Annotated in this window: 17 protein-coding genes and 1 pseudogene; 10 read left to right on the top strand and 8 right to left on the bottom strand. The window is 63.1% G+C overall.

The window, feature by feature from the left end:
• Positions 1–5 precede the first annotated feature (5 nt).
• Complete coding sequence (locus AC5ZG1_RS36895) at positions 6–503, top strand: cupin domain-containing protein (protein ID WP_496135822.1); 498 nt, start codon at positions 6–8, stop codon at positions 501–503.
• A gap of 153 nt (positions 504–656) precedes the next feature.
• On the opposite strand, the gene AC5ZG1_RS36890 is transcribed toward AC5ZG1_RS36895, so the two are convergent.
• Together AC5ZG1_RS36890 and efp are read right to left on the bottom strand one after the other, a co-directional pair.
• A complete protein-coding gene (locus AC5ZG1_RS36890; RefSeq protein WP_496135838.1) occupies positions 657–2,234 on the bottom strand; it encodes a M23 family metallopeptidase in 1,578 nt (525 codons plus the stop codon).
• A gap of 46 nt (positions 2,235–2,280) precedes the next feature.
• On the bottom strand, positions 2,281–2,847 hold the full coding sequence (gene efp, locus AC5ZG1_RS36885; protein ID WP_027578243.1) for an elongation factor P: 567 nt from the start codon (positions 2,845–2,847) through the stop codon (positions 2,281–2,283).
• A gap of 354 nt (positions 2,848–3,201) precedes the next feature.
• On the opposite strand from efp, the gene epmA reads away from it, so the two are divergent.
• From epmA to AC5ZG1_RS36870, 3 genes are all read left to right on the top strand, one after another.
• Positions 3,202–4,254 (top strand): EF-P lysine aminoacylase EpmA, encoded by a 1,053-nt coding sequence (epmA, locus tag AC5ZG1_RS36880; protein WP_496135821.1) that lies wholly within the window; start codon positions 3,202–3,204, stop codon positions 4,252–4,254.
• Positions 4,251–5,342, top strand: a complete 1,092-nt coding sequence (locus tag AC5ZG1_RS36875; protein WP_496135820.1) for a lysine-2,3-aminomutase-like protein — start codon at positions 4,251–4,253, stop codon at positions 5,340–5,342. The genes epmA and AC5ZG1_RS36875 overlap by 4 nt, the downstream gene beginning before the upstream one ends.
• A gap of 70 nt (positions 5,343–5,412) precedes the next feature.
• Positions 5,413–5,664, top strand: coding sequence for a hypothetical protein (locus AC5ZG1_RS36870; protein WP_496135819.1), 252 nt, complete (start codon positions 5,413–5,415; stop codon positions 5,662–5,664).
• 49 nt (positions 5,665–5,713) lie between these two features.
• Here the strand turns inward: AC5ZG1_RS36870 and AC5ZG1_RS36865 are convergent, their stop codons facing one another.
• The 4 genes from AC5ZG1_RS36865 to AC5ZG1_RS36850 all read right to left on the bottom strand — a co-directional run bounded on the left by AC5ZG1_RS36865 (position 5,714) and on the right by AC5ZG1_RS36850 (position 11,058).
• Positions 5,714–6,799, bottom strand: a complete 1,086-nt coding sequence (locus tag AC5ZG1_RS36865) for a 3-deoxy-7-phosphoheptulonate synthase (RefSeq protein WP_496135818.1) — start codon at positions 6,797–6,799, stop codon at positions 5,714–5,716.
• Between the two features lie 310 nt (positions 6,800–7,109).
• On the bottom strand, positions 7,110–7,688 hold the full coding sequence (locus AC5ZG1_RS36860; protein WP_028167863.1) for an HdeD family acid-resistance protein: 579 nt from the start codon (positions 7,686–7,688) through the stop codon (positions 7,110–7,112).
• Between the two features lie 68 nt (positions 7,689–7,756).
• Entirely contained in the window at positions 7,757–8,797 is a 1,041-nt protein-coding gene (locus AC5ZG1_RS36855) for a PrsW family intramembrane metalloprotease (protein WP_130229830.1), read from the bottom strand.
• Positions 8,798–9,825: 1,028 nt separating this feature from the next.
• A complete protein-coding gene (locus tag AC5ZG1_RS36850; protein WP_496135817.1) occupies positions 9,826–11,058 on the bottom strand; it encodes a Zn-dependent hydrolase in 1,233 nt (410 codons plus the stop codon).
• Between the two features lie 203 nt (positions 11,059–11,261).
• Here AC5ZG1_RS36850 and AC5ZG1_RS36845 point away from each other — a divergent pair, with 203 nt between their 5' ends.
• Both AC5ZG1_RS36845 and AC5ZG1_RS36840 read left to right on the top strand, forming a co-directional pair.
• Entirely contained in the window at positions 11,262–11,582 is a 321-nt protein-coding gene (locus AC5ZG1_RS36845; protein ID WP_496135837.1) for a hypothetical protein, read from the top strand.
• Positions 11,583–11,733: 151 nt separating this feature from the next.
• Positions 11,734–11,874: a hypothetical protein gene (locus AC5ZG1_RS36840; RefSeq protein ID WP_496135816.1), complete on the top strand. Its 141-nt coding sequence runs from the start codon at positions 11,734–11,736 to the stop codon at positions 11,872–11,874.
• Between the two features lie 117 nt (positions 11,875–11,991).
• On the opposite strand, the pseudogene AC5ZG1_RS36835 reads toward AC5ZG1_RS36840, so the two are convergent.
• Together AC5ZG1_RS36835 and AC5ZG1_RS36830 are read right to left on the bottom strand one after the other, a co-directional pair.
• A pseudogene (locus tag AC5ZG1_RS36835) lies at positions 11,992–12,682 on the bottom strand (DUF4336 domain-containing protein).
• Between the two features lie 32 nt (positions 12,683–12,714).
• Entirely contained in the window at positions 12,715–13,086 is a 372-nt protein-coding gene (locus tag AC5ZG1_RS36830; protein ID WP_496135815.1) for a bleomycin resistance protein, read from the bottom strand.
• A 203-nt stretch (positions 13,087–13,289) separates the two neighbouring features.
• Here AC5ZG1_RS36830 and AC5ZG1_RS36825 point away from each other — a divergent pair, with 203 nt between their 5' ends.
• From AC5ZG1_RS36825 to AC5ZG1_RS36810, 4 genes are all read left to right on the top strand, one after another.
• Complete coding sequence (locus AC5ZG1_RS36825) at positions 13,290–13,649, top strand: hypothetical protein (RefSeq protein ID WP_028168594.1); 360 nt, start codon at positions 13,290–13,292, stop codon at positions 13,647–13,649.
• Positions 13,650–13,812: 163 nt separating this feature from the next.
• The gene (locus AC5ZG1_RS36820) at positions 13,813–14,586 is read left to right on the top strand and encodes a class I SAM-dependent methyltransferase (RefSeq protein WP_496135814.1); all 774 of its coding nucleotides are present in this window, start codon (positions 13,813–13,815) and stop codon (positions 14,584–14,586) included.
• 210 nt (positions 14,587–14,796) lie between these two features.
• Positions 14,797–15,135: a hypothetical protein gene (locus AC5ZG1_RS36815; RefSeq protein WP_496135813.1), complete on the top strand. Its 339-nt coding sequence runs from the start codon at positions 14,797–14,799 to the stop codon at positions 15,133–15,135.
• Between the two features lie 262 nt (positions 15,136–15,397).
• Positions 15,398–15,814, top strand: coding sequence for an autotransporter outer membrane beta-barrel domain-containing protein (locus tag AC5ZG1_RS36810; RefSeq protein ID WP_496135812.1), 417 nt, complete (start codon positions 15,398–15,400; stop codon positions 15,812–15,814).
• Positions 15,815–15,913 lie beyond the last annotated feature (99 nt).

Here is a 15,913-nt window from a genome sequence, read left to right as displayed (position 1 = left end):
ACAACATGGCATCAATGCTCGCGACAATCCCTCCCGCACCGACGCGGCCGACTTCGCTCGCGGTCATTGCCGGTCTTGCCTGTGCCCTGGTCACCGCAAAGACATTGCCTGCGATGATGGACACGGTATCCAGCGCCATCGCGCCGCTTTGCGCGAATGCCGCCGAGGGATCGCCGCTCGACAAGGTCGAGCCGATCGGCTCGTACGCCCTGCCAAACGTGCCGGGCAAACGTGTCACCATCGTGCGCGTGTTCTACGGCCCCGGCGGTTTCACGCGCCCGCATCGGCATGCCGGCTCGGTGACGGCCTATATCACAAAGGGCGAAATCCGCTCGCAACTCGGCGGCGGAGCGCTTGAGACGTTCAAGGTCGGTCAATCCTTCTTCGAGCCGCCGGGCTCGACGCACCTGGTCTCAGCCAATGCGAGCAACACGGAGCCGGCGGAGTTGATCGCCGTGTTCGTGGCCGACGAGGGCGCGCAGCTCACGACACTCATTGAGTAACGGAGGCCTAACGCCGTCATTGCGAGCGAAGCGAAGCAATCCACGCCTCCACAAGTGGCGAAATGGATTGCTTCGCTTCGCTCGCAATGACGTGGAAAGAGCGTGCCCCGCACGCGAAATCTTCCAGCGCCCTTGTCCGCCTACGATTCGAGTCTAGTTGCCGCCGCCTTCCTGCGGATCGAGACGCTGGATCACGTCCTCCGGCTGCGCATGTGCTACTGCGGCTGCTGCCGGCGGTTCGGGGCCGATCTCGCGACCGCGGCCACGGACCAAGCGTTCATAGGCTGAGACCAGCGTGGTGTAGGGATTGACCCAGAGCCAACCGTCGCGCGTGAACACCTGCACGTCGAAATGCAGGTGGCGCGTGGTGCCGTTGGGATGATCGAGATAATTCGAGACCACGCCGATCTTTTCGCCTTCCATGACGCGGCGCCCGTTGAGAAGGCTGTCCGCATCCATCGCCGACGGGGTCATATGCATGTATCGGAAGCGAATATGCTCGGTCTGGGTGTTGACCTGCAGCGTCGCCCCCTGTTGGCCTCGCGAACGGATCACGACGCCATCGCGCACAGCAACGATCGCCTGTCGCTTGGGATCGCAGGGTTCTCCGCTTTCGTTGTCGCGCGGGCAGGGGCCCGGGCGGATATCCTGCCCCTGGTGGCCAAAGCCGTTGGCGCACTGGCCGACTTCGAAACTGCGCGCCTCGCAAAAGCTGTCCTGCCAGGGATATTGGTCGGCGCGCCTGCCGAACGATTGCGAATGGATGAAGGCCGGCGCTTTCGCCAATGGGAAGCGGATCTGCGAATAGACGGTCAGGTCGGTGCGGCCACCCTGCTTGTGGTAACCGCTGTTGGCGACGATGTCGCCGCTTGGCCGATAGGTGAACTCAGGTGAAACAGCGGCCGGCCGTTCGGCGCTCACGGAGGCGATGTCCCGCCGCAGCCGCGAGGGTTGGCCGCCGGCGATGCGCAGCGCCTTCAGGAAGCGTTCGGCGACCGGATAGGCCTCGCGGCAGGCCAGCCGTCGCAGCCGCGGCGTGCTATCGAGGCAGTGGATCGAAACCACATAGGGTACGCCGAAGCGGGTGAAGGCATAGCGCACATAGCCTTCGCGGATGAAGCGTCGGATATCAGGATATTGCGCCGAAAGCGATTTGACCGGTTCGCCTTTGCCGCCGAGCCGATCGTTGAGATCATAGAGCAGCAGCGAACCGGTGATATGCACCTCGATCGGTCTTGCATAAGTCCGCTCCGGCATTGCGTTGCCTGCGCCCGGCTCAAGTGTGAACATCGCATCATAACCGGCCGCTCCTGCATGGAAGAGATCGGCCGGACGGAAGTCCGCCTGATAGCGCGACACGGACAAGCTCTCCGGCGTGCCGCTCCGCCGCGCTTCGAGATAGGTTGCGGTATCGAACGGCAAGAGCACCGGGATCGGGCTGCGGCCGATGCCGGGGAATAGCTGCGAGATGATCGCGTTCAATTGCACCAGCGCGGGCCGTGAGCGCGGATCGTATGAAGGCACGCGGCGCTGGCTCGCAAATGTGAAGTTCGCAGCGATCGAAGGCTGGCTATTGATCTCGGCGCGAAGCTGATCGAGCACCGCGCGCCATTCGACGCGCACGGCCGAGATCGAAGGGGTACGGAATTCGTCGGCAGAAGCGGCGAGGGGGTTGGCGAGAAGCGACGCGAAAGCTGCCAGCCAAGGTGCCACAAAGCAGACAGCTTTCACTTTCAACGCGTCGTCCCCCGGCGCGGTACCCCCTTAGCTCGATTGGCTAATCCTTCGCGCGTTCGACGTATGAGCCGTCTTCGGTCATCACCACAATGCGCGTGCCGGTCGAGATATGCGGCGGCACAGCGGTGCGAATGCCGTTCGACAGCACGGCCGGCTTGTAGGAGGAGGAGGCGGTCTGGCCCTTCGTCACCGGCTCGGTCTCGACGACCTCCAGGGTGGCGCGCTGCGGCAATTGGATCGCGACCGGATTGCCCTCATGCATCGAGAGCTTCACGGTCATGTTTTCCTGCAGATACGGCGCGGATGACCCGACGATGTCCTTCGACACCTGGACCTGGTCGTAGGTCTCGCCATTCATGAAATGGAAGCCGTCGGCGTCCTCATAGAGGTAGTTGAAGTTGCGATCCTCGACGGTCGCCTTCTCCACCTGGTCGGTGGTCTTGTAGCGTTCGGAGACTTTCACCCCGTCGCCGATGCGACGCATTTCGATCTGACTGACCGGGGTTCCCTTACCGGGATGGATGTTTTCGGCGGAAAGGACAACGTAAAGCTTGCCATCCTGCTCGATGATGTTGCCCTTGCGGATGGAACTGGCGATGACTCTCAAAGTGGTTTTCCTGAATGGTTCGGCCGCCGGCTCGGCTCGGCTGATGCGCTCGGCGGCCTGGCGGCAGTTTCGGGCTGCAACATACTGATTTGCCCCCGAGATGCCAGCCTTTTGCGGCCGGTTTCGGCAGGTTGCTGACAGGTGTGGCGTCCTCTACGAGGTGTCAACCGCGCGAACGGCGGGCCGGAACGTGGTGCCGCCCCGCTCTATGGACAACACATTCACCGTCAGGCATCAAGGGGTCGCCGGACGTCGAGGAAATCGAGCGATTTCAATGAGATTTACCGATTTTCTCAACTTGTTAATGGATAACCCGACGCATCGCGTGAAGCGTCCTTTGGCAGGAGCGCAGCCATGAGCGGCGTCGACCGCCCGTCCGCCTGGTGGAATCCAGCCCGGCACGCCGACAGAAAACCGTTTCTCGAGGCGCGGAGCGCCGTGACGAAGGCGGTGCGGGCTTGGTTTGAGGGGCGGGGATTCCTGGAAGTCGAGACCGGCATCCTGCAGATTTCGCCTGGCAACGAGACCCATCTGCATGCGCCGCGCACGGAGTTGACGCGGGCCGATTGCAGCCGCGTGCCCCGCTACTTGCGCACGTCACCCGAATTCGCCTGCAAGAAGCTACTCGCGGCGGGTGAAACAAAGATCTTCGAGTTCGCGCGCGTGTTCCGCGACCGTGAACGCGGTGACCTCCATTTGCCCGAGTTCACCATGCTGGAATGGTACCGCGCCAATGATGATATCGACGCCGTGGTGACCGACACCCTCTCGATCATCGCCGAGGCCGCGCACGCGACGGGCATCAAACAATTCTCGTTTCGTGGCAAGACCGCAGAGATCGGCGGGGTGCCTGAACTGCTGACGGTCTCGTCCGCCTTCGAGTGCTTTGCCGGGATCGATCTCCTGGCGACCGTCGTTGACAGCGAGGGTGACCGCGCGGCGCTAGCGGATGCGGCGCGGGAACGGGTACGGATTGCCGAGGATGACACTTGGTCGGATATTTTCAGCAAGGTCCTGGTCGAACACGTCGAGCCGCATCTCGGTCTGGGGCGCCTGACCGTGCTGTCCGACTATCCGATTCCGGAAGCTGCGCTGGCGCGCGCGGAACCGTCCAATCCGCGCGTCGCCGAGCGCTTCGAGGTCTATGCCTGCGGCGTCGAACTCGCCAACGGGTTTGGCGAACTGACCGATGCCGCCGAGCAGCGCCGCCGCTTCGCTGCGGCCATGGACGAGAAAGAGCGTCGCTACGGCGAGCGTTATCCGCTGGATGAGGATTTTATTGCCGCCGTCGGCGAGATGCCTGAGGCGAGCGGCGTCGCGCTCGGCTTCGACCGGCTGGTGATGCTGGCAAGCGGCGCGCTAAGGATCGACCAGGTGGTGTGGACGCCGCCGGCAGGAGAGACATGAACCGGATCGACCGAAAGCTGGCCGCAACCCTGCGCCAGCCCGCCGAACTGATCGAGCGCGGCCTTGCGCGGCAGGAGGCGCTTGCCGATCTGGAGCAGGTCGCCGCGCGCTACGCGATCGCGGTGACGCCTGACATTGCGGCGCTGATCGACCCGAATGATACGAACGATCCGATCGCGCGGCAATTCATCCCCGCCGCGGATGAACTCGTGACGCATCCCGGCGAGAACGCCGATCCGATCGGCGATGATGCGCATGCGCCTGTTCCCGGCATCGTGCACCGTTATCCGGACCGGGTGTTATTCAAGCTCGTGCACGTCTGCGCGGTCTATTGCCGGTTCTGCTTCCGCCGCGAGATGGTCGGGCCGGGGAAGGCGACGGCGCTGTCGGAGGACGCCTACCGCAATGCGCTCTCCTACATCCGCTCGCAGCCGGAGATCTGGGAGGTGATCCTGACCGGCGGCGATCCGTTGATGCTGTCGCCGCGGCGGCTCGCGGAGATCATGGCCGATCTCGCTGCCATCGATCACGTCAAGATCATCCGCCTGCACACGCGCGTGCCGGTGGCTGATCCGGCCCGTCTCAATCCAGAGATGGTCCGCGCGCTGCGTGTGGAGGGCGCGACGACCTGGGTTGCGATCCACGCCAATCATCCGCGCGAACTGACGCCAGAAGCGCGCGCCGCCTGTGCGCGGCTGGCGGATGCCGGCATTCCCCTGGTGAGCCAGACCGTGCTGCTCAAGGGCGTCAACGATGATGCCGCCACATTGGAAGGCTTGATGCGGGCCTTCGTCGAATGCCGGATCAAGCCCTACTACCTGCACCACGGCGATCTCGCGCCCGGCACTGCGCATCTGCGCACGACCATCGAGGAGGGGCAGGAACTGATGCGATCGTTGCGGGGCCGCGTCTCGGGCCTGTGCCAGCCCGACTACGTGCTCGACATTCCCGGCGGCCACGGCAAAGCGCCGATCGGGCCGGGCTATTTGACGCAGGACAATCTCTCGCAGCGTGAAGGAGTTAATGAAACACGCTACCGTGTCGTCGATTATTGCGGTGACGTGCATCTCTATCCACCTAAGGTGTGAGCGCAGATGCAGTAATATCGACGCGCCTGAACGGGCGCGATAAAGTGTGTCGAGAGGCAGGAGAATCAGGATGCGGAAAACAATCTTGTCGATGGCACTTGTGACCCTGATCGGTGCGCCTGCCTTTGCGCAGGGTGGAACCACGACAGTGCCGAAAAGCACTCCCGAGACCAGGCCGATTCCGGAAGCGCCGGTCGGCCACCGTCAGCCGCGCCGCGGCGATGTGCCGAGCGAGAACAATATCAACGACCCGAACAATCCGGTGAACAAGGAAGACGCCGCCCTTGATCGCAAGATCAAGAGCATCTGCAGGGGTTGCTGAGGCGAGCCGCCGGGTGTTGCGTCGCCCAGCGGCCCGTAGCCACAAGCGTCTAGGCCAACCGTTCCCGGACATCGCGGCGCTCTGCCTTGCGGCGTGCCTCGACCGCATCGGCAAGCACGTTGAGCGAGGAAACCGTCGTCTCCCAATCGATGCAGCCGTCAGTGATGCTCTGACCGTAGGTGAGCGCGACCCCCGGCACCACGTCCTGCCGCCCGGCGACCAGGTTGCTTTCGATCATCGCGCCCATGATGCGCGTCTCGCCGCCGGAAACCTGGCCGGCGATGTCGGCAACGACCAGCGGCTGGTTCTCCGGCTTCTTGCTGCTGTTGGCGTGGCTGGCGTCGATCATCATGCGCTGGTTGACGCCTGAGCGCGCCAGCTCGCTTGCTGCGGCATCGACGCTTGCCGCATCATAGTTCGGCGCGCGGCCACCGCGCAGGATGATGTGGCAGTCTTCATTGCCGCTGGTCGCCGCGATCGCCGAGCGTCCGCCTTTCGTCACCGCCATGAAATGGTGCGGGTGGGAGGCCGATTTCACGGCGTCAGAGGCGATGCGCACATTGCCGTCGGTGCCGTTCTTGAAGCCGACGGGGCAGGACAGGCCGGAGGCGAGCTCGCGGTGGATCTGGCTCTCGGTGGTGCGCGCGCCGATCGCGGCCCAGCTCACGAGATCGGCGATATATTGCGGCGTCGTCATATCAAGGAATTCGGCGCCCGCGGGCAGGCCGAGATTGTTGACGGCGGAGAGCACGCTGCGGGCGAGCCGCAGGCCCTTGTTGATGTCGAAACTGCCGTCGAGGTTGGGATCGTTGATCAGCCCCTTCCATCCGACAATCGTGCGCGGCTTCTCGAAATAGACCCGCATCACGATCTCGAGCCGGTCAGACAGCGTCTCGCGCAAGGTGGCGAGGCGCTCGGCGTAATCGATGGCCGCTTCGGGATCGTGGACGGAGCAGGGGCCGACGACAACCAGGAGGCGGTCGTCCTTGCCGTTCAGGATGGCATGGATGGCGTTGCGCGCCGCCATCACCACCCGCGTCGCCGTCAAGGTGCGCGGGATCTCGCGCATCACCTCTTCGGGCGTACTCAGCTCTTTCAGTTCTCTAATGCGAAGATCGTCAGTGGTACTCAACACGGCGGGCTCCTTTTGATTTTTGAACCTGCCGGCCAACAAAAAAGCCGCCAGGTCTGGCGGCTGTTCGGACGTCTTGCTGCAATTTCACTAAATTGAGCGCGATCCTCCCGCCGCCAGCGAGCTGTCGTAGCTAAAGTACCAAAAATAGCTGGTGGCAGCGTTGATCATGGGTGGGTCTATAGCGGAAGGATTCCGCCTTGTCACCTCCAAAGATTCGGTTCTGATTCAATCAGAACCGATCTTCAGTTTCTTATTTTGACGCGTTTTCTTCACGCGAACCGGTATCCACTTCGCTCGAAAACGCTCTAAATCACGGGTCGGTGCTGTGGGCGGCGAGCGCCATGCCGATCAGGCTGGCGCCGCCGAATAACAGATTGAGGCCGACCAGGAGCCCAAGCGCCCATTCCGCCGAGCCGGGCAGGCCGGCGACGATGATGAAGGCGATCAGGATGTCCATCAGCCCTGCGATCAGGAGCCACGACCAGCGCCCGGTCAATTCGCGCCGGTGCTCCAGCGCATACATGATGGTGGCGACGCCCTCGGCGACGAAATAGGCTCCGACCACGATGGTCAGCGTCAGCACGCCCTGCATCGGCCGCGCCAGCAGGATCAGGCCGGCGAGCACGGCCAGCGCCGCCGAGATCAGCGACCACCAGAAGCCCGGCATCTCGCGCGCCCAGTAGGTGACGATCAATCCGCCGATCCCGGAGATCAGGAACAGCCAGCCGAGGAAGATGGTCACGGCGAGGCTCGCGAAGGCCGGCACGATCAACGCGGCGAGGCCAAGAACCACGAGCAGGATGCCTTCGAACAGGAAGGCCTTCCAATGCGCCTTCACCGTGGCGTTCACTTCGGACTGCAGCTTGTCGAGGTTATCTGGAAGGGTCATCGCAGCTCTCCCGGCGGGTGCCTGATTGCACGCGATCCTAGAGCGTGTCCGGTTCTGATTATATCAGATTAGCCCGGCCCCGGCGCCGACGAAAAGCCCTCCGATGTCGTGCGAATTCGATTTCGCCCGAAGATGTAAATCGCGGTGGTCGCGATCAGCAGCGCTATACCGATCACAATGGAGATCGCCGCGACCGGGACCAGGATCGCCGCCGCATTGTGCTCGGGATTGATCAGCCAGCGACGGATCGACGTCAGCACGAAGGCCAGCCCGAGAAAGCCGGCGCCGCTGCCGAGGACGAGCACGGCCCACATCCGCCGCAACTGGCTCAGCCGTTCACGCGCGAGCGCGGTGCGCGGGGCATGATGGCGGCCGACCCGGTAGATCAGGCGGATGGCGAAGCCGATCGAGCTGAACCCGATCAGGACGCTCGCCGAGCCCAGGACCATCCGCAGCGTGGAGCCGAGATCGCCGCCCCGCTGCAGGGTCAGGAGCGGGAAGTCGAACGCGGCATGCAGCAAGACCGGGGCGAGCAGCACCATGCCCCAACTCGACAAGCGCGCCCAGGCGCGGTTCTTGCGGTGCGCGCCGAGCGCGGTGCCGGAGCGTGCGATCGCGACATAGGCGCCGGCGATGATGCCGAGCGCGCCGTGAAACGGCACCGTGAGCACGCTGCGCAGCACGGCGAGCGCGCGCCACATCTCGGCGTGCTGGACCAGGTAGGCGAGATTCTCATAGGCGGCGAAACCGAGCCCTACGGCGGCGCCATAGACCACCGGGTCCATCGGGTCGGCGGAGGCGCGGCGCCGCCGGGACGACACGGCGATGATCACCGCGATCTTCACGATCTCTTCAGGGAGGGCGACGCCGAACAGCGAGCGCACCACCAACGTCATCCAGGGGTTTTCCGGTATCGCCAGCAATGCGTTGAACGGCGCCCGCACCAGCCCAAGCAGCGAGATGCTGGCCGCGCCGAGCACGAAAGCGAGCCAGACCTGTCCCGGCGGGCCCGGGCGCTCGTCGGCGGCGATGACGAGCCAGAGCATCAGAAGCGCCGGCGCAATGGCGGCGGCACCGATGACGGTTGGGAGAGACTCGAGCAATAGCATCTGCGGGTAATCAAAACCGGGTACGAGTAAGGAAAATGGCCACAAAGCCAGCGCTTGGCAAGGCAACGTAACCGCTTTGCGATGGGTTCGGCGCGCCACATTCACGGCTTTTTGTCGCATGGCACGGTCGGTCGTTTCCGGTGTCGAGCCGGGATCCCGCAGTCCGTAGGATGGGTAGAGCGGTTGACAGGACGCCGGATACTGGATGCCCCGCCGGAGCCTGTCATCGGGCTCGCCAAAGGCGAGACCCGGTGGCGGGGCATGACGGTAGAGTTTGGTGAGAGGATGTGAGTTCGCATTCTCGCGGCGCCATGCGTCCGAGCTTTGGTTTACTTTCCACCCTCCTCGAAACACAGAGGGCGCAGGGAAAGCCGGGTGCCGGCTGCACCCATGGGTCCCGTGCAACAAAAAGCACGGGGGTAGGACCACAGGTTTAACCGAAGCATTCCGGCTTTCCCTGCGCGATGGTGTTACGGTTTCCTTCGTGCTCTCCTCGGTGACCGGGCTTTCTTGCCACCGTGGTCCTTAGGGATGTTTCCATCCCCCAGGACTTAGCGCCAGCGTCGGGGCGCCAGGACCACACGACTTCGCCGTCCGCGAGTGCCACGCTCGTCAGTCGTGATACTCTCGTCCACCGCATCTCACCGCAACGTTCGTGACGATCGCGAGCCGCCCCTCATCCGCCGTGAGACGCGCGGAGTTAAATCACTGATTTGCCCGACGGGTTAAGTGATTTATTTTTCGCGTGACGGGTGGACAGACTTTTGGTGATTTGCCCGTCGGGTTGCTATGTCGCGCTCAAGCCAACCACATCGTTATTGCGAGCGGAGCGAAGCAATCCATAGCACCGCAAGCAGAAGCATGGATTGCTTCGCTCCGCTCGCAATGACGGGGGCTGTCATTCCGGGGCGATGCGAAGCATCGAGCCCGGAATCCATTTCTCCGCCACCGCCTGCGGCTCAATGGATTCCGGGTTCGCGCTGCGCGCGCCCCGGAATGACGGAGAGTGGGAAGTCCGTGGCGGGCTCTCACCGTGCGAGCAATCGGCGGCACGTCTCGACAAATACTTTCGCGCCGATGACGATGTCGGCGTCGTCGGTGTTCTCGCTCCAGTGATGGCTGATGCCGCCGATCGAGGGCACGAACAGCATGGCTGATGGCATGATGGTGGCGAGGACCTGGGCGTCATGGCCGGCGCCGCTCGGAATCCGGATCGACTTGCCATCGGCAAAGCGTGCGCTCGCGGCTTCGATCGCGTCCTGGAACGCGGCATCCATCGTCGCCGGCGCGCCGGTGCGGATGCGCTCGACCTCGACGCTGCAGCGGCCTGCCGCCGTGACCTCGGCGGCCATGCGGCGCAAATGCGCTTCCAGACGTTCGATCATGCTCGGATCGTCGTCGCGCATCTGGAACAGCATTTCGGCGCCGCCGGGAATGATGCTGGGCGCGCCGGGATCGAGCGTGATGCGGCCGGTGGTCCATACCGTGCGCCGTCCGCACAGGGCAGGGAAGCTATCGTCGATCGCAACGCAGAACTTGGCGAGCGCAAGGCCGGCATCGCGGCGGATCGACATCCGCGTGGTGCCGGCATGGTTCTGCTCGCCGGTGAAGGTGATGCGATATTGCCAGATGCCGACGATGGAGGTGACGACGCCGATCTTGAGGCCGCTGTCTTCGAGTGTCCTGCCTTGCTCGATATGGGCTTCGAGATATCCGACGTGCCGTCCGCGCTCGGCGGTGACGCGCGGGCGCCCGCCAAGCCCGACGTTCGCCAGCGCATCACGCATGGGACGGCCATTGCTGCGGTCGCAGGCGGCGTCGATCTCGGCGTCCGTGACGGCGCCAACATAGGAGCGGCTGCCGAGGAAATGGCCGAAATGTCCTTCCTCGTCGCACCAGGCGGCAACCTCGACGGCACCTTGGAGGCTCGCGTCGGGATTGATGACGCGGGCGGCTTCGAGCGCATAGACGACGCCGAGCGGTCCATCGAGCCAACCGGCGAAATTCTGGCTTTCGAGATGCGAGCCGGCCAGGAGCCTCAAGCCAGGTTTTGCGCTGGTGCCGAGAACGTTGCCGATGCCGTCGATCGTGGGAGCGAGGCGGGCTTCCGGGAGCTTTGCGGCAAGCCACGCGATCGAGCGCATATGCGGCTCCGAAAAAGTCGGCTTGTGCACGCCGGTCTTGTATGCGCCGATGGCGCGCAGCGCATTGAGATCGGCGAGAACGCGGGCGCCGTCGACAGGCAGGTCTGGATCGGGCATGGCGGATGCACCCGTTGATGGTTTCTTTCCACGCAGGCTCGCATACGCCGCGCGCCAGGGAAAGCCGGCACTGCCGGGGCGTGTCTCCCGTCGGACAGGCGATAGGGCCGACCTCTGGTCTGCGCGGACCAAACGGCATAAATGACGGAGTGGCGAGGCCATATTGATTTGGCGCAAGCCAGGAAGACCCAAACTTGCTTTCAATGCGCGATCAGCCCCATCAGACGGGCAGCGAAATAATCGGGGAGACGGCCATGGGCGAGATCACTCTCTTTGTCGCCATGCCATTCGACCTGACCGACGATGGTCTCGTCGCCGGCGAGCCTTTCAAATGCGCGAGCCCTGCGGCGGCGATCGAGCGCGCGAAAGGGTTTTGGCAGATCCTGGGCCATGCCGGAGCCGTCGCGTTCGTCCGCGTCGGCTATCCGGAATCGACGACGACCGTGCTGCGCGCGTTCGGCAACGTGCCGGACGATCTACTGGGCGGCTACCATGACCCCAAGCGGACCTCCTCGGTCCGCTGAAGCAAGACTTCGCCGCCGCTTCCGCTGCGGCTCGGCCCCACGCCCGATCACAAAAACGGCATCGCAGCGGCGCGCAATTGCCCCGCCTTCACCATGATTTGGGGGCGTAAATCCCGGGAATGCCGGGCAAAGCATGGGCAAGACAGCGCCAATGACGGCTCATCTCCCCAAGACAGCAGAGGAGGAGCACGAGGAGCAGCTCCGCAACCTGGTCCGCGTTGTTTCAGCCTGCACCTTGGGACTTTGGTCCTTTGCTGCAGGCATCCTGATCGGGACCTTTCTTCTGTTTTGAATCGTGTGGCAGGGGTCGTCAGACGCGACCTATCGCGCAGCTAACACGCGAACCTTCCTGAATTTGCTAACCTTCCTGAATTGAACGTGAACGTCTTCGTGGCTCCGACGCTGCAAATCACGCCGTCAGCCACCCAAACGCACGGCGCAGGTACGCTCGCGCATCCTCTTCTATCGGTGTGCCGTGGGCCATCAGCACCTTTTCGGCTGGCCACGCGAGAATGTAATCCAGAGACTTTCGCGCGGCGCGGCGGTTGGTGAAGGCGACACGAAATTTGCGCGGCACCGACGGCTCGGGCCCCACCATGAGATCCAGCTTCGCGACCATGGCTCGCCAGCCGGAATTGCGGTCGGCCGGAATCTGCTGGAGCAGATCGGTAAACAGCACGGTCCCGCTCTTGATGTGAAAAAACACCACCTCCGTCGTGATCAGGTTGCCGTGCATCAGGACCTGGTCGATCTCCTCGATCCAATCCGGGCTCGGCACACTTTCGAGGTCAGCATCAAAGACGATGTCCTCGCGCTTCTTTCGCAATCCTGGCGGGGCGTAGACCTTGGCGTCAGGGTAGGCGCGCTTCCACTCTGGAAGAAACAGGTGATGAAGTGAATTGGGAGCAACGATGTGCCGCACCTGACCGATGGCATCGACATCCGCCCGCAGGCTATCGCTGAGCTCTATCGGCGACCAGATGAAGAGACCTCCGTCTGACAGTCTGATGACGGCCATCCGGGTGGGATAATGAAAATCCGGCTACGGATACGTCGGGTCCATCTGCAGTCCAGATCTCGCGATCGAATTCCTTCAACATGGCCGGTCCAACTGGTGCCGTTCGAGAGGTGATTACCTGCTTCCCAAATCCTGTGCGAAACGCAGGAGGTAGCCGTCAGGGTCTTGCACCAGGAATTGCCTGTTGCCGCGCTCTTCTCCTGCGATCCGATACCAGGCGTCATGACACTCTCTGAAGAGAGGCCATTTCTCTCGCTTCAGTGCATCGAGAAGAGGGGCCACGGAATCGACGAAGATCTGAAAGTTGATCCCGCGTCCCAGCGGTCGTTCGAGAGCTCCAGTCTTCCAGTTACCATTTTGTTGCTTCAGCATCACCTGAGCGCCTTGCAGCTCAAGATACATGAAGCGATTTTCGAGGCGCTGATACGCAATCTGGAAACCGAGTATCTTGCACCAAAATGTCTTGCTCTGTTCCAGGTCAAGCACGTCCAGCTCCGGGACGAGGCGAGCAAAGCCGCCAGTTGGTAATCTATCTGCTGGTATTCCCATGGCTCACCGGTCCTCGGAATTTGAAGCCCTGACAACATGACGGGTCGATTTACCGTATCGAATCGATGCGAGAAAGTCGGGAGCAACCATGCACTCGGATTTGAGTCGCTTCCGAGCAGCCGGACGTCTATGTTACGCTCATGTCGCGCCTGATGTGTCTGTCGATTGCCATCGTCCTGTCGCTGCTGCCGGTCGTAGCGCCGGCTGCGCCGGTTCATAAACGAACGCCGCCACGCTGGCACGGCTACGGTTTCCTTCCGGGCTATCAGCAGCCACCGAACAACAGCCTTCCGCTTTTCAAGCAGAAAGCTTTGGCTTCGCGCATGGCGCGCCGTGACCGGCGCCATTGGTACATCGATCCGGTGCCACGCTATTACGGGTGGGACGGCGACTGGCATTATTTCGGTCGGCCCGGATTCTACGGCGGCCGCTACAATGGCGGCAGCTTCGGCCCTTGCTGGACGCGGACGCCGATCGGGCCGGTCTGGAATTGCGGCTGATCAGCCGATTGCTCAAAGATCGCACGTGTGCAGCCACGCCAGAGCGCTTCGGTCAGAAGCGGGGGGTGCGTGGAAATGTAATCCAAATTTAAGGTGACGCGCCGCTGCAGCGGGTTACTTTCGCTGTACGCCGTTCGATGACCTCGATGATTGGGCCCGCGGAATGGGACGTTTTGCAACGACGGTCGATCTCTATGAACAATTCCGGCCGCCTTATCCCCCTACGTTCTTCCGTGAGGTCGCCCAGCGCCTGGCGCTCACCAAGCAACATGCGCTGATCGATATCGGCACCGGGCCCGGCCTGCTCGCGCTCGGCTTTGCGGACTATGTCGGACGCATTGTCGCCGTCGATCCCGAGCCGAACATGCTGGCGGCCGCGCGACAGGCGGCCAAGCAGGCCGGACGGGACGTGACGCTGGTCGAGGGCAGGGCGGAGGACTTGCCGGAGAGCATCGGGCGCTTCGATCTCGTCACCATCGGACGAGCGCTCCACTGGCTGGACGAGAGCACCTTGGGCCCGCTGTTCGAACGGCTGGTGGCGCCGGGTGGCGTCGTCGCCATATGCGCGTCCTCCTCTGTGAGGGACGGGCGCAATGTGTGGCTCGAGGAATACACTGCCGCGCGGCGTCACTGGTCGGACAAAGACCTATGGTCCGAGTCGCGTTCGGGGAAGCGCGTGCATCGCGAGCTTTCCTCGCTGCTGCAAGGCACCACATTTCAGGCCACTGAAGAGATCCGGGTCGAGAGCGTGAAGGAGACCGGCGTGGCTGACCTGGCGCAACGCATGTTGACCTTCTCGTCGTCCTCGCCGGCCGTCTTGGGCGCGAAGGTCGAGCCGATGCTGCGCGATGTCGAGGCGCGCTTGATGCCGATGAGCCGGGACGGTGTGCTCACCGAGTATGTTGTATCAACCGCGGAGATCGCGCGCCGTCGGTAGGAAGAGCAGGGAGCTCAAAGGCTGCTCCTCACTGGCTTGCGCATTCTTTCTTCTCAGCGATCTCTATCGCTTTAGCGATCTCCATCGCCCTCAGCGATGTCGATCGCCGCTTCGGCCATCTTTTCGCTCTGATCAATGGGCATCTAGCTAAAACGATTTGTTAGCCATTCTGCACTTAGCTCGCAGCATCAGTTGTATCAGAGTATCGCCATGCGTCATGTTCGGAACCCGGCCTGCCGGATTGCCATCCTGCTTCTTCCGCTCGCGCTTGGTGCCTGCGCGCAATATGGCGTGACGAATACGGCTTCGACCGGACCGAGAACGTTCGCCTGGGATGGGGCGGGCGAGGATCCGAACGCGCCGCGGCGAGCGCCCGGGCATTCAGCCAGCGTGGCTCAGGCGATCGAGCCTGCGGCGGATGAGCGCGAGCAGGTTTCTGACGAAGATGCCGATCGTAAGCTCGCCAGCAAGCTCGTGATCTGCAAAGGCTGCATCAAGCCGCAGGAGACCGCAGAGCGGCCTGACGGATCGCGCGTCGCCAGTCGCTAATCCGGGTGTGATGCACACATGCGCATTGCGCGCTGCAGTTCGTTTTCGATCCGTTAATTTTCATCGCGCTCACGTTGTATCGAAAGCACACCGCGCGTTGTTCGCTTCGAACAACACGCAGCGTTGTTGCCGGATAAATGAGAGTCACTTAGCGTAACAGTCGATAACATTTCGCAATCCGCGAACACGGGCGGTACTGCAACCTGCCGTTGGCAGAGCGCGTCGTAGGGGCTGAGGGACGATGCGCGAATGCATTGGGGCTATGCTGGCCGCAATCGGACCGCACGGAGAGAATGAGAAGGTCGACTTCGATGCCTTCGCCGATCGCTTCGGCGCGCTCGTCTCGCTGGGCAATGCCGACAGCCTGCTCGGCGGCGTCAGGCTATCACTCAATCATCAAAATGTCTGGAACGACGGCGCGGGCATCGTGCGCTCCGACGTCTACGCGATCGGCAATTTGCACTACGAGTTCCTCAGCGGCACCAGGATCGATGTCGCCGGCGCGGGCTTTGCCAATGCGAACGACCGGCTGTGGGGCAGCATCGGCGGTGGCGGCACCTATAGCTGGGCGAGCGGCCGCTACGCCGTGTTCGGCGAAATCACCTATCGCGCGAGCCTCGAAGACGCCGGCGAGAACCACAGCTACAAGGGCACCGGCGGCTTCCGCATCACCTGGTGACGGCGGCTTCAGATCCGCTCGGGCCGTGCCGTTCCGGACGCAGCTCGCGGCAGCACGCCGCAGCCTCAGGCAAGCAAACCGCGCTAATTGTGAACCGAC

The organism is Bradyrhizobium sp. Leo78 (assembly GCF_059512425.1).
This window is presented reverse-complemented; position numbering and strand designations above follow the sequence as displayed.

What these genes read in the sequence shown, in the direction of transcription:
- AC5ZG1_RS36820 (WP_496135814.1), top strand. Translation starts at nt 13,813, where the DNA reads ATGGGACGTTTTGCAACGACGGTCGATCTCTATGAACAATTCCGGCCG.
- AC5ZG1_RS36810 (WP_496135812.1), top strand. Translation starts at nt 15,398, where the DNA reads ATGCTGGCCGCAATCGGACCGCACGGAGAGAATGAGAAGGTCGACTTC.
- AC5ZG1_RS36840 (WP_496135816.1), top strand. Translation starts at nt 11,734, where the DNA reads ATGACGGCTCATCTCCCCAAGACAGCAGAGGAGGAGCACGAGGAGCAG.
- AC5ZG1_RS36855 (WP_130229830.1), bottom strand. Translation starts at nt 8,797, where the DNA reads ATGCTATTGCTCGAGTCTCTCCCAACCGTCATCGGTGCCGCCGCCATT.
- AC5ZG1_RS36870 (WP_496135819.1), top strand. Translation starts at nt 5,413, where the DNA reads ATGCGGAAAACAATCTTGTCGATGGCACTTGTGACCCTGATCGGTGCG.
- epmA (WP_496135821.1), top strand. Translation starts at nt 3,202, where the DNA reads ATGAGCGGCGTCGACCGCCCGTCCGCCTGGTGGAATCCAGCCCGGCAC.
- AC5ZG1_RS36815 (WP_496135813.1), top strand. Translation starts at nt 14,797, where the DNA reads ATGCGTCATGTTCGGAACCCGGCCTGCCGGATTGCCATCCTGCTTCTT.
- AC5ZG1_RS36845 (WP_496135837.1), top strand. Translation starts at nt 11,262, where the DNA reads ATGCGCGATCAGCCCCATCAGACGGGCAGCGAAATAATCGGGGAGACG.
- AC5ZG1_RS36895 (WP_496135822.1), top strand. Translation starts at nt 6, where the DNA reads ATGGCATCAATGCTCGCGACAATCCCTCCCGCACCGACGCGGCCGACT.
- AC5ZG1_RS36860 (WP_028167863.1), bottom strand. Translation starts at nt 7,688, where the DNA reads ATGACCCTTCCAGATAACCTCGACAAGCTGCAGTCCGAAGTGAACGCC.
- AC5ZG1_RS36875 (WP_496135820.1), top strand. Translation starts at nt 4,251, where the DNA reads ATGAACCGGATCGACCGAAAGCTGGCCGCAACCCTGCGCCAGCCCGCC.
- AC5ZG1_RS36825 (WP_028168594.1), top strand. Translation starts at nt 13,290, where the DNA reads ATGTCGCGCCTGATGTGTCTGTCGATTGCCATCGTCCTGTCGCTGCTG.
- AC5ZG1_RS36850 (WP_496135817.1), bottom strand. Translation starts at nt 11,058, where the DNA reads ATGCCCGATCCAGACCTGCCTGTCGACGGCGCCCGCGTTCTCGCCGAT.